This is a genomic window from Actinomadura terrae (genome assembly GCF_022751215.1).
GTDB lineage: Bacteria > Actinomycetota > Actinomycetes > Streptosporangiales > Streptosporangiaceae > Spirillospora > Spirillospora terrae.
The window spans coordinates 84,442-97,046 of record NZ_JAICDG010000003.1 but is presented as its reverse complement, the minus strand read 5'-3'; the positions used below and the strand labels follow the sequence as shown (position 1 = coordinate 97,046).

10 protein-coding genes are annotated in these 12,605 nt (G+C 71.4%); 5 read left to right on the top strand and 5 right to left on the bottom strand.

All coding sequences use genetic code 11. The features are described 5' to 3' along the window. Positions 1–76: 76 nt before the first annotated feature. The gene (locus K2F47_RS20290) at positions 77–2,566 is read left to right on the top strand and encodes a DNA gyrase/topoisomerase IV subunit A (RefSeq protein ID WP_242906146.1); all 2,490 of its coding nucleotides are present in this window, start codon (positions 77–79) and stop codon (positions 2,564–2,566) included. Positions 2,567–2,664: 98 nt separating this feature from the next. On the opposite strand, the gene K2F47_RS20285 is transcribed toward K2F47_RS20290, so the two are convergent. From K2F47_RS20285 to K2F47_RS20270, 4 genes are all read right to left on the bottom strand, one after another. Continuing rightward, entirely contained in the window at positions 2,665–3,015 is a 351-nt protein-coding gene (locus K2F47_RS20285) for a DUF1801 domain-containing protein (protein WP_242906145.1), read from the bottom strand. 126 nt (positions 3,016–3,141) lie between these two features. Continuing rightward, complete coding sequence (locus K2F47_RS20280; RefSeq protein WP_242906144.1) at positions 3,142–3,807, bottom strand: response regulator; 666 nt, start codon at positions 3,805–3,807, stop codon at positions 3,142–3,144. Positions 3,808–3,839: 32 nt separating this feature from the next. Further along, positions 3,840–5,048: a sensor histidine kinase gene (locus K2F47_RS20275; RefSeq protein WP_242907498.1), complete on the bottom strand. Its 1,209-nt coding sequence runs from the start codon at positions 5,046–5,048 to the stop codon at positions 3,840–3,842. A gap of 181 nt (positions 5,049–5,229) precedes the next feature. After that, complete coding sequence (locus K2F47_RS20270; protein WP_242906143.1) at positions 5,230–7,320, bottom strand: DNA gyrase/topoisomerase IV subunit B; 2,091 nt, start codon at positions 7,318–7,320, stop codon at positions 5,230–5,232. 168 nt (positions 7,321–7,488) lie between these two features. Here K2F47_RS20270 and K2F47_RS20265 point away from each other — a divergent pair, with 168 nt between their 5' ends. From K2F47_RS20265 to K2F47_RS20250, 4 genes are all read left to right on the top strand, one after another. Beyond that, on the top strand, positions 7,489–8,391 hold the full coding sequence (locus K2F47_RS20265) for an ABC transporter ATP-binding protein (protein WP_242906142.1): 903 nt from the start codon (positions 7,489–7,491) through the stop codon (positions 8,389–8,391). Then, positions 8,388–9,461: an ABC transporter permease gene (locus K2F47_RS20260; protein ID WP_242906141.1), complete on the top strand. Its 1,074-nt coding sequence runs from the start codon at positions 8,388–8,390 to the stop codon at positions 9,459–9,461. The genes K2F47_RS20265 and K2F47_RS20260 overlap by 4 nt, the downstream gene beginning before the upstream one ends. Positions 9,462–9,580: 119 nt before the next feature. After that, entirely contained in the window at positions 9,581–9,811 is a 231-nt protein-coding gene (locus K2F47_RS20255) for a DUF7455 domain-containing protein (protein ID WP_242906140.1), read from the top strand. A 251-nt stretch (positions 9,812–10,062) separates the two neighbouring features. Further along, entirely contained in the window at positions 10,063–10,857 is a 795-nt protein-coding gene (locus tag K2F47_RS20250) for a YaaA family protein (protein ID WP_242906138.1), read from the top strand. Between the two features lie 77 nt (positions 10,858–10,934). Here the strand turns inward: K2F47_RS20250 and K2F47_RS20245 are convergent, their stop codons facing one another. Next, positions 10,935–12,605, bottom strand: a complete 1,671-nt coding sequence (locus tag K2F47_RS20245; RefSeq protein WP_242906137.1) for an RNA polymerase sigma factor — start codon at positions 12,603–12,605, stop codon at positions 10,935–10,937.

Genomic DNA, 12,605 nt, shown 5'->3' with positions numbered 1-12,605 from the left:
CCTCGATCCGCCCGATCGGGCGGCGCGCCCGGCGGTCGGGCGAAAGATGTCCCCGGGACCGGCCACAATGTGGGGCATGGCACGACGCGGATCCCAAGCCCCTCCACCGCCGCCGGACTTCGAAGAGAACATCATCGACGTCGATGTCTCCGAGGAGATGCGCGGCAGCTATCTCGAGTACGCCTACTCCGTCATCTACCAGCGGGCGCTGCCCGACGCGCGCGACGGGCTGAAGCCCGTCCAGCGGCGGATCCTGTACTCGATGAACGAGATGGGCCTGCGCCCCGACCGGGGGCACGTCAAGTGCGCCCGCGTCGTCGGCGAGGTCATGGGCAAGCTGCATCCGCACGGTGACAGCGCCATCTACGACGCGATGGTGCGGATGGCGCAGCCCTGGGCGATGCGGATGCCGCTCGTCGACGGGCACGGCAACTTCGGCTCGCTCGGCGGCGACGACATGCCCGCCGCCATGCGCTACACCGAGGCGCGGCTGTCGCGCGAGGCGATGCTCATGGTCGCCTCCATCGACGAGGACACCGTCGACTTCCGGCCGAACTACGACGGCCAGGAGACCGAGCCCGAGGTGCTGCCGTCGGCGTTCCCGAACCTGCTGGTGAACGGCGCGTCCGGCATCGCGGTCGGGATGGCCACCAACATGGCGCCGCACAACCTCGGCGAGGTCATCGCCGCCGTCCGGCACCTGATCGACCACCCGGACGCCTCGCTGGACGACCTGATGCGCTTCGTCCCCGGCCCCGACCTGCCCACCGGCGGCAAGATCGTCGGCCTGGACGGCATCCGCGACGCCTACGAGCGCGGCCGGGGCACCTTCCGCACCCGCGCCACCACGACGATCGAGAACGTCACGCCCCGCCGCAAGGGCATCGTCGTCAGCGAACTCCCCTACGCGGTCGGCCCGGAACGCGTCAAGGCCAAGATCAAGGAACTCGTCAACGCCAAGAAGATCCAGGGCATCGCCGACCTGAAGGACCTCACCGACCGCAACGTCGGCCTCCGGCTCGTCATCGAGATCAAGAACGGCTTCAACCCCGAGGCCGTGCTGAACGACCTCTACCGGCTCACGCCGATGGAGGAGACGTTCGGGATCAACAACGTCGCGCTCGTCGACCGGCAGCCCCGCACGCTCGGGCTCCGCGAGATGCTCCAGGTGTACATCGACCACCGCCTGGAGGTCGTGCGGCGCCGGTCGATGCACCGCCGCAAGAAGCGCGAGGACCGCCTCCACCTCATCGACGGCCTCCTCGTCGCGCTGCTGAACATCGACGAGGTCATCCAGGTCATCCGGCAGAGCGACGACGCCGCCCAGGCCAAGCAGCGGCTCATGCAGATCTTCGAGCTGTCGGAGATCCAGGCGCAGTACATCCTCGACACGCCGCTGCGCCGCCTCACCCGCTACGACCGGCTGGAGCTGGAGAAGGAGAAGGACCAGCTCGCCAAGGAGATCGCGAAGCTGACCGCGATCCTGGAGTCGGAGAAGAAGCTGCGGGCCCTCGTGTCCAAGGAGCTCGGGGAGGTCGCGGCCGAGTTCGCCACGCCGCGCCGCACCGTCCTGCTGGAGTCCTCCGGGCACACGGCGGCGGCCGCCGTGCCGCTGGAGGTCGCCGACGACCCGTGCACGGTCCTGCTGTCCACCACCGGGCTGATGGCGCGCACGCACGGCGCCGGCCCGCTGCCCGACAGCGGCCCGCGCGCGCCCCACGACGTGCTGCTGTCGGTGGTGCCAGCGTCCGCGCGCGCCCAGGTCGGTGCGGTGACCTCGCTCGGACGGGTGATCCGCGTGGACGTCCTCGACCTGCCGACGCTGCCGCCGACCTCGACACCTCCGTCGCTGGCGGGCGGGGCGCCGGTCACCGAGTACGTCGACCTCGAACCGGACGAGACCGTCGTCGGCATCGCCGCGCTCGACGACAGCGGCGGCGGGCTCGCGCTCGGCACCGAGCAGGGCGTGGTCAAACGGGTCGTCCCCGACTTCCCCGCCAACCGCGACGAGTTCGAGGTGATCGGCCTCAAGGACGGCGACCGCGTCGTCGGCGCCGTCCAGCTGGTGTCGGAGGAGCAGCACCTGGTGTTCGTCACCACCGACGCGCAGCTGCTGCGGTTCGCCGCGTCCAACGTCCGCCCGCAGGGCCGCGCCGCAGGCGGGGTGGCGGGCATCAAGCTCGGCGCGGACGCCCGGGTGCTGTGGTTCGGGGCGCTCGACCCCACCCGGGAGGCGCGGGTCATCACGGTCTCGGGTGCGTCCTCGGCGCTGCCCGGCACCCAGACCGGCGCGATCAAGCTGGCCGACTTCGCCGACTTCCCCAGCAAGGGCCGCGCGACCGGCGGCGTCCGCTCGCACCGCTTCCTCAAGGGCGAGGACGTCCTGCTCCAGGCCTGGGTGGCGCACACACCGCTGCGCGCCTCGGGCGCGAACGGCAGGCCGGTCACGCTGAACGCCGCCCTCGGACGCAGGGACGGCTCCGGCGAGAAGCTCGACAAGCCGATCGCCGCGATCGGCGGTCCCCTGGGGCCGCCCCCCGAGGACGAACCGTCCGAGGAGGAGTGACGCCGGTGTCCCGGGCCTGGTGAGGCCCGGGACACCCCTCTCCCTGGCGCCGCGCGGGCGGCCCGCGCCGATCAGGTCGCGTCGGCGGTCCGCGCCGGTCAGGTCGCGTCGAGGCGGACGGCCTGCTCGATGTAGTCGCGCAGGGCGTCCCCGTCGAGGTCGTCCAGGCTTTTGATCTTGACGTGCCGGGTCCGCCTGCCCACGCCCTCCAGCAGCCCGTGCTCGTCCCTGAACTCGGCGCCGCGCTCGAACGCGAGCGTGAGGTGGGTCTTGCTCTGGCTGATCACGGCGAGGACCTCCGCGCCCCGCCACGCCGGGGACCCGGACGCGAGGCCCTCGACGGCGCCCGGCGCGTGCGCGGCCATCAGCGTCCGCAGGGCGTCGAGGATGCCGGCGTACTTCGGGTCGAGCTGGCCGGCGATGTAGGCGTCGATCTCGTTTCCGGGCATGACGCTGGGTCCCTTCCGTCCGATGCGTCCCGCCGGCCTGACGGCCGATCCGGCCACGCTAGGACGGGCGGAAGCCGCCGCATCAGGGCCCTAGGACCCCAACCCCCGCCCCAGGGGCCCACACGTTCAGGGGGCCAGGTCGTGTTTGAACGCGTAGGTGACGGCCTGGGCGCGGTCGCGAAGGTTCGCCTTGGCGAAGAGGTTGTTGATGTGCGTCTTGACCGTGGCCTCGCTGATGAACAGGTCCCCGGCGATCTCCGCGTTGGAGCGGCCGCGGGCGATCAGTGCGAGGACCTCGGCCTCGCGGCGGGTCAGGCCGTCGGGCAGGTCGCCGCCGCGGCCCCCGCGCCGGGCGGGACGCTCGTCCGCGGCGACCGCCTCGACCAGGCGCCGCTGGACGGCGGGGTCGAGCTGCGCCGCGCCGCCGCGCACCGCCGCGACCGCCCGCGCGATCTCCTCGGCCCCCGCGTCCTTGGTGAGGTAGCCGCGGGCGCCCGCCCGCAGCGCCGCGAAGATCGACTCGTCGTCGGCGTAGGTGGTCAGGACGACGACCTCGACCTCCGGATGGGCCTGTTTGATCAGCCGCGTGGCCGCCACCCCGTCCACGCGCGGCATCCGCAGGTCCATCAGGACGACGTCGGGCCGCAGCTCGCCGACCAGGGCGAGCGCCGCCTCGCCGTCCCCGGCGGACCCGGCCACCTCGATACCGGGGAGCAGTTCCAGCAGCAGGACCAGGCCCTCCCTGACCACCGTCTGGTCGTCGACGACCAGGATCTTCGTCACGTCGCTCACAGCGTCCCGTTCTCGTTCGTCCTCCGGGCGGGTCAGGCGGGCACCCGGAGTGACACCCGGAAGCCCTTCCCGTCCGGCCCGGTCTCCAGCGTCCCATCGATGAGCTCGGCGCGCTCCCGCATGCCCGCCAGGCCGTATCCGCCGCTGTCCAGGCCCAGGTCCAGGCCCGGTTCGGTGGCGCCGGTGTCGGTGACCTCCAGCTCCACCGCGGCGCTCAGGTAGCGCAGGGCCACGTGGGCGCGCGCGCCCGGCGCGTGCTTGCGGACGTTCGTCAGCGCCTCCTGCGCGGTCCGGACGACCGCGAGCCCCGCCTGCGGGGACAGCTCGCGCGGCGTCCCCGTCACCCGCACGTCGCAGGGGCGGCCGGTCCCGGCGTAGAACTCCTCCGCCAGCCCGGCGATCACCTCCTTCGGCTCCGGGATCTCGCCGCGCAGCGTGGCGAGCGCCCGCCGGGTCTCCTCCAGGCCGGATCTGGCCAGGTTCCGCGCGCGCTCCACCCGGTCCAGCGCCTGGACGCGGTCGCCGTCGCGCGACAGCAGCAGCCGCGCCCCCTCCAGGTGGACGAGCTGCGCCGACAGCGAGTGCGCGAGGATGTCGTGGATCTCCCGCGCGATGTGGGACCGCTCGGCCAGCACCGCGTTCGCGGCCTCGGCCCTCCGGGTCGCCTCCTGCGCGATCGACGCCTGCCGGCTGGCGAGGCCGCCCAGCGTCATCCCGGCGAACGCGGCCATCAGCCCGAAGTCGATCTCACCGCCCGGATGCGTCGCGCCCACGGCACCGACCGCGAGGGTCGTGAGCACGCCCACGCCGATTCCCCAGAGCACCGGTATCCGCCGCAGCAGCACCCACAGCGGGACCATGGCGATGAACGTGACCGTGTGCCGCGCGACCGCGTAGAGCGGGACGACCGTCGCGACCGACGCCAGCAGCAGGACGATCCCGTGCCCGCGCCACCGGGAGCCCTTCCCGCGTCCCACCAGCAGCCCGGCGGCCCCCAGCGCGAACATGACCACGTTGAGGACGACGACCGCGAGCCCCTTCCCGTGCAGGGCGGGCTCGGGCGTGTTGTTGAGGAGCGTGCGCACGTACGCCGCCAGCCCCCACAGCGGCATCACGCAGAGGACGAACACCTTCATGATCCGCTCACCGGTGACGGCTCCGCCCGCCCTCACCACGCGCATCCTCACCGCGCCCGTCTTCACGGCGTCACCCTTCGCGGCGTCCATCTTCAGGGCGCCCATCCTCACGCGCCCGCCTTCACGGTGCCGACCCTCGCGGCGCCGAGCCGGTCGGGCCGCCGGGGGGCGGGGTGTCCTGCGAGTTCATGCCCCCGAAGCTACGTGACCGCCGGACCTGCGGGCATCGGCGCGGGGCTGGACATCCCCGTCTCCACCCGGAGGTGGAGCCCCCGCGCGGGCGTGCTCAGACGTCGATGCGCTCGGTGTCGAGCTCGGTGGCGCCCGCGGTGATGAACTCGCGGCGGGGGGCCACGTCGCTGCCCATCAGCAGGTCGAAGATCTTGGCGGCGGCGTCGGCGTCCTCGATGCGGATGCGGCGCAGGATGCGCTGCCGGGGGTCCATCGTGGTCTCCGCGAGCTGGTCGGCGTCCATCTCGCCGAGGCCCTTGTAGCGCTGGACGGGCTCCTTCCAGCGCTGGCCCTTGCGCTCGAACTCCACGAGCTTGCGGGTCAGCTCGCCGTCGCTGTAGCAGTAGACGTACTTGTCCTGCCCCTTCTTCGGCTTGACCAGCTCGATCCGGTGCAGCGGTGGGACGGCCGTGAAGACCCGGCCCGCCTCCAGCATCGGACGCATGTAGCGGTACAGGAGCGTGAGCAGCAGGGTCCGGATGTGCGAGCCGTCGACGTCGGCGTCCGCCATCAGAATGATCCGGCCGTAGCGGGCGGAGTCGAGGTCGAAGGTGCGGCCCGAGCCGGCGCCGATCACCTGAATGATCGCGGCGCACTCGGCGTTCTTGAGCATGTCGGCGACCGACGCCTTCTGCACGTTCAGGATCTTGCCGCGGATCGGCAGCAGCGCCTGGAACTCGGAGTCGCGGGCGAGCTTGGCGGTGCCGAGCGCCGAGTCCCCCTCGACGATGAACAGCTCGCTCCGGTCGTCGGCGGTGCGGCAGTCGACGAGCTTGGCGGGCAGCGCCGAGTTCTCCAGGGCGTTCTTGCGGCGCTGGTTGTCGCGCTGGGTGCGGGCGGCGATGCGGGTCTTGGCGGCGCCCGCGACCTTCTCCAGGACGGCGCGCAGCGGCTGCTTCTGGCCGCGCGGCGGGTTCTCGAACACCGCGCGCAGCTCGCGCATGACGACCTGGGAGACGATCCGGGTGGCCGCGGACGTGCCGAGGATCTCCTTGGTCTGCCCCTCGAACTGCGGCTCGGGCAGCCGGACCGTCACGACGGCGGTGAGCCCCTCCAGGACGTCCTCCTTGATGACGTCCTCGTCGCTGCTCTTCAGCAGCCGCGCCGCCCGGAGCTGCTCGTTGACCACCTTGAGCACGGCGCGGTCGAAGCCGCGCACGTGGGTGCCGCCCTTGGGGGTGGCGATCACGTTCACGAACGAGCGGGTGATCGTGTCGTAGCCGGTGCCCCAGCGCAACGCGATGTCGACCTCGAGGTCACGTTCCACGTCGGTGGGGGTGAGGTGGCCCTGGTCGTCCAGGACGGGCACGGTCTCGGTGAAGTGGCCGCGGCCCTGGAGGCGCAGGACGTCGACGATGGGGGCGTCCTTGGCGAGGTAGCTGCAGAACTCGCCGATGCCGCCGTCGAAGCGGAACCTGGCCTCGGCGACCTCCTCACCGCGCTCGTCGCGGACGTCGATGGTCAGCCCCGGGATCAGGAACGCGGTCTGGCGCATGCGGTCCATGACGAGGGCCTGCTCGACCGTCGCGTCCTTCAGGAAGATCTGGAGGTCGGGCCAGAACCGGACACGGCAACCGGTGACCTTCCGGGCGACCTTGCGGATCTGCCGCAGCCCCGACTTCTTCTTGAAACGTGCGTTCGGACGGCCGTCGTCGGCGAACTCGCCGGGCAGGCCGCGCCGGAAGCTGATCGCGTGGGTGTGCCCCTCGCGGTCGACCTCGACGTCCATCCGGGCGGACAGGGCGTTGACGACGGACGCGCCGACGCCGTGCAGCCCCCCGGACGCGGTGTAGGACACGCCGCCGAACTTGCCGCCCGCGTGCAGCCTGGTCATGACCAGCTCCACGCCCGGCAGGCCCGTCCTCGGCTCGATGTCGACGGGGATGCCGCGGCCGTTGTCACCGACCTCGAAGGAGCCGTCGGCGTGCAGCGTCACGCTGATGTGCGTGCAGTATCCGGCGAGGGCCTCGTCGACGCAGTTGTCGACGATCTCCCAGAGGCAGTGTGCGAGGCCTCGGCTGTCGGTCGACCCGATGTACATGCCGGGTCGCTTCCGCACGGCCTCCAGCCCCTCCAGCACCGAAAGGTGCCGGGCGGAGTAGCCGTGCGGGTCGTCGGTGCTGGCTTCGGCGGTCGCGGCGGTCAACTGCGTGTGCTCCTCGGGGGTAGGACATTCGGCAGCAGAGTACCCCCGGCCGCCGACAATCTTTCGCGAGGCTCGCCGCCGCGGCCCGTCCCGCGGCCGGGTGGAGGTGCCGAATGTCCACCTATGGGTGGGTGCATGCACCTTCACTCGTTCCCTAACCTCCTCCGCATGACGCAAACAATCGAGGTCACCGGCCTCCGCAAGCGATACGGAGACGTCCAGGCGGTGGACGGGGTCACCTTCGCGGTCGAGGAGGGCGAGTTCTTCGGCATCCTCGGCCCGAACGGCGCCGGGAAGACCACGACCCTGGAGATCGTCGAGGGGCTCCGGGAGGCCGACGAGGGCGAGGTGTCGGTCCTCGGGACGTCGCCGTGGCCGCGCAATCCCGGGCTGCTGAACCGCGTCGGCGTCCAGTTGCAGGCGTCCTCGTTCTTCGAGCGGCTGACCGCGCGGGAGCAGCTCCAGACGTTCGGGTCGCTCTACGGCGTCCCGGCGGCGAAGGCCGACACGATGCTGGAGGCGGTCGGGCTCGGCGACAAGGCCGACGTCCGCGTCGAGAAGCTGTCGGGCGGGCAGGCGCAGCGGCTGTCGATCGCGTGCGCGCTCGTCCACGACCCCGAACTGGTCTTCCTGGACGAGCCGACCGCGGCGCTCGACCCGCAGGCCCGCCGCAACCTCTGGGACATCCTCCGGGAGATCAACACCGAGGGCCGGACCATCGTGCTCACCACCCACCACATGGACGAGGCGGAGGTCCTGTGCGACCGCGTCGCGATCATGGACGCGGGGAAGGTGCTGCGCCTCGGTCCCCCGGCGGTGCTGGTGCGGGGCCTGGACGCGCCCGCGCGGATCAGCGTGGCCAGCGGCGTCCTCGCGCTGGACGACGCGCGCCTGCTCCCCGGCGCGGACGGCGCCGACGACGACGGCGTGTCCCTGACGATCTCCACCCGGGACCCGTCGGCGGTGGTGGCGGCGATGGCTTCCAGGGACGCCCTGGACGGCGTCCAGATCCGCGGGGCGACGCTGGAGGACGTCTTCCTCGATCTGACCGGACGGGAGTTCAGGCCGTGAGCACGTTCGCCAGCTTCAAGAGCCTGTCGCGGGCGATGTTCCTCGGCTTCAGCCGGGACCGCGGCGCGCTGTTCTTCACGATCCTGTTCCCGCTGATGTTCCTGGCGATCTTCGGCGGGGTGTTCGGGCACCAGACGACGTCCAAGGTGAAGGTGCTGGAGGTCGGCCGGGCGGCCGTCCTGGACCAGGCCGTCGCGCACGACTCGGGCGGGCTCGGCAAGGTCATGAAGGTGACCAGGGCGTCCGACCGGGCGGCGGCCCTGCGCAAGGTGGAGAAGGGCGACGCGGACGCGGTCGTGGAGCAGCGGGGCGGGGAGCTGGTCGTCCACTACTCGGCGGCGGACCAGGTCAAGTCCGGGACGGTGCGGGGCCTGATGGACTCCCTCGTCCAGTCGGCGAACCAGTCGGCGTCCGGGAAGCCCCCCGCGTACAGACTGGCCACCCAGCAGGTGGAGGACGACTCGCTCAAGGCCATCCAGTTCTTCACGCCGAGCCTGCTGGGCTGGGCGCTGGCGTCCGCCGGTGTGTTCGGCGCGTCCCAGACGCTCGTGACGTGGCGGACGAAGGGCATCCTGCGCCGCCTCCAGCTCTCCCCCGCGCCGATCCCGACCGTCTTCGCGGCCCGGGTGGCGGTCAGCCTGGCCGTGGCGCTCGTCCAGTTCGCGCTGTTCGTGCTGGTGGCGCAGCTGCCGATGTTCGGGCTGAAGCTCGGCCACTCGTGGTGGATGGCGATCCCGATGGTGATGGCGGGCGTCCTAGCGTTCCTGTCGATCGGGATGATGATCGGCGCCTGGGCCAAGACGCAGGAGACCGCGCAGGCGATGACGCAGCTGATCGTCCTGCCGATGGCGTTCCTCGGCGGCTCGTTCTTCCCGCTCGACGCGTCCCCCGGCTGGATGAAGGCTCTTTCCTACATCTTCCCCCTCCGTTATCTCAACGAGGGCATGCTGAACGTCATGGGACGCGGCCTCGGGCCCACGTCCGCCTTGCCGCAAATCGGCGTCCTGCTGGGCGTGGCGGTGGCCGGGGCCCTGATCGCGACACGGTTGTTCCGCTGGGACGCGGTCTGATGTGACCTCGGTCACTAATTGGTCCATTCTGCTCTGGGCGTACGAAGAAACAGGTTGGGAACGTCCACGTCGGGTTAGATGTTCTCCTAAGTACCGACCCCGAGCATGAGGAAGGTGCCGTGACTGGAGCCCTTGCCCCAACCAAGCCGTTGACCGTCGCCGACCGTTGCGACCGCTGCGGCGCCCAGGCCTACGTCCGTGCAGTCCTTGTAGGCGGCGGCGACCTTCTGTTCTGCGCCCACCACGGACGCAGGTACGCGGAGGCCCTGCGCGCCAACGGGGCCGACATTCAGGACGAGACCGACAGGCTCAACGAAACCCCGGCAACCGCTACGGACGACGAGCGGTAGGCATGAAATAGAAGTTCCCCTGTACGGCGGTCACCGGACACGGTGGCCGCCGTTCGCATTCCGCCCATCGGGCAACTCACCAGCCAATTAGGCTTGACTGCACAGTGTCATTAATTGGTCACATAGTGTATCGACGGCGACCGTCCCGGTGACCGGGCCCACCGGCTTCCGTAGGCTCCCGACCAGCCGTGACGGCGTTCGCCCGGCGACAGATCCGCCGGGCACCACCTCGTACCGCGTCTGGGGAGATCGTGCACATCCTGCTTCCGCCATCGGAGAAGAAGGCCACCGAAGGGGACGGCCCCCCGCTCGACCTGGCATCGCTGAGCTTCCCCGGGCTGAACCCCGTCCGGAGACGCGTCCTGGCGGCCCTGGGCAAGGCGGGCCGACGCGACGACGCGGCGGAGATCCTGGCGCTTCCCGCCGGTCAGGTACAGGACGCGCTGGCCCGCAACAAGGTCCTGCGCAAGGCGCCGACCCTGCCCGCGGCGCGGCTCTACACGGGCGTCCTGTACGACAACCTGGACCTGCCGAGCCTGGACGCCGACCTCGCCGCCGACCGGGTCATCGTCTTCTCGGGCCTGTGGGGCGCGCTGAGACTCACCGACCGCGTCCCGCCGTACCGGCTGGCCATGGCGGTGTCGCTGCCGCCTGAGGGCCCGCTGAGCGCCCTCTGGCGCCCGGCGATGCTGAAGGCCCTGAACCTGGAGGACAGCAGGGCCAGGCGAGCCCCGCGAGCACGCTCCGGCAGCGGCCCGGGCGCCCGCCTGATCGTCGACATGCGGTCGGGCCCGTACGCGGCCGTCTGGAAGGCCCCCGCCCCCGCCGTGGCGGTGCGGGTGTTCCGGGAGGCGGTCGTGGGCGGCGTCCCCAAACGGACGGTGGTCAGCCACATGGCCAAGGCGACGCGCGGGCGGATCGCGCACGACCTGCTCAAGGCGGGCGCCGCGCCGAGCACTCCGGACGAGCTGCTGAAGACCGTCGCCGACCTCGGCCACACGGTCGAACTGAACGGCACGAACCTGGACGTGATCCTCCACGCCTGACCTCGTCGCGCGGTCGCGCGCATGCGTTCGGGCCCCCGTCCGATAGTGGACGGGGGCCCGGAACGGCGTCTAGCGGCTCAGTCGAGGTAGTCGCGCAGGACCTGCGAGCGCGACGGGTGGCGGAGCTTCGACATGGTCTTGGACTCGATCTGGCGGATGCGCTCCCGGGTCACCCCGTAGACCTTGCCGATCTCGTCCAGCGTCTTGGGCTGGCCGTCGGTGAGGCCGAACCGCATCGACACCACGCCCGCCTCGCGCTCGCTGAGCGTGTCGAGCACCGAGTGCAGCTGCTCCTGCAACAGCGTGAAGCTGACGGCGTCGGCCGGGACGATGGCCTCGGAGTCCTCGATGAGGTCGCCGAACTCGCTGTCGCCGTCCTCGCCGAGCGGGGTGTGCAGGGAGATCGGCTCGCGGCCGTACTTCTGCACCTCGACGACCTTCTCCGGGGTCATGTCGAGTTCCTTGGCCAGCTCCTCCGGGGTGGGCTCGCGGCCCAGGTCCTGGAGCATCTGCCGCTGGACGCGGGCGAGCTTGTTGATGACCTCGACCATGTGCACCGGGATACGGATGGTGCGGGCCTGGTCGGCCATCGCGCGGGTGATCGCCTGCCGGATCCACCAGGTGGCGTAGGTGGAGAACTTGTAGCCCTTGGTGTAGTCGAACTTCTCGACGGCGCGGATCAGGCCGAGGTTGCCCTCCTGGATGAGGTCCAGGAACAGCATGCCGCGCCCGGTGTAGCGCTTGGCCAGCGACACCACGAGCCGGAGGTTGGCCTCCAGCAGGTGGTTCTTGGCGCGGCGGCCGTCCTCGGCGATCCACTCGAAGTCCTCGGTGTCCTCCTCGGACATCGCGGGGCCGTCGGCGGCGAGGCGCTCCTCGGCGAACAGGCCGGCCTCGATGCGCTTGGCGAGCTCGACCTCCTGCTCGGCGTTGAGCAGCGGGACCTTGCCGATCTGCTTGAGGTAGTCCTTGACCGGGTCGGCGGTGGCGCCGGCCGCGGCGATCTGCTGCGCGGGCGCGTCGTCCTCGTCGTCACCGAGGGTGAACGACTCCTCCTCGTTCGCCGGCGCGGCGCCGTCGGCGCCCGGCTTGCCGGCCGGGGCCTTGGCGGCGGCGGGCGCGGCGGCGACGGGCTCGTCCTCCTCGGGCTCGGGCGCCACCTCCGGCTCGTCGGCGGTGTCGACCGCGAGGTCGGCCTCGAGGTCGGTGAGGTCCTCGTCGAGGTCGACCTCGACGTCGTCCTCGAGCTCGGGGTCGTCGCCGGCCTTCTTGGCCGGGGCCGCCGCACTCGGGGCGGACTGCGCCGCGCCCTTCTTGGCGGCGACGGGCTTCTTCGGCTTGGCCCCCTTGGCGGGGGCGGCCTTCCTGGCCGCGGGCCTGGGGGCCGCGGGACGCGGCTCGGCGGCGGTCTCCGCGGGGACCTCGTCGTCGCTGACGACGGCGGTCACGGTGTCGGGCTGCTCCTTGGCTGCAGCGGCTGTCTTGGGCCTGCGCGCCGGCGGCGTCGCGCGCTTGCGCGGCCGCTTGGGCGCTGCGGAGTCGGCAGCGCTCACCATGACGGTCACACCCTCCTTGCTAAGGCTCCGCAAGATGCTGGAGGCCTTCGACACGGGGATGTCGGCCTCCTCGAACGTACGTCGTACGTCGTCGGCTTCGAGGTAACCCTGGGACCGTCCACGCTCGATCAGTTGCGCGATGACGTGCTCGTGCAGATCTGACGCTTTCGAGGTCGAGCTAGCAGGCGACAC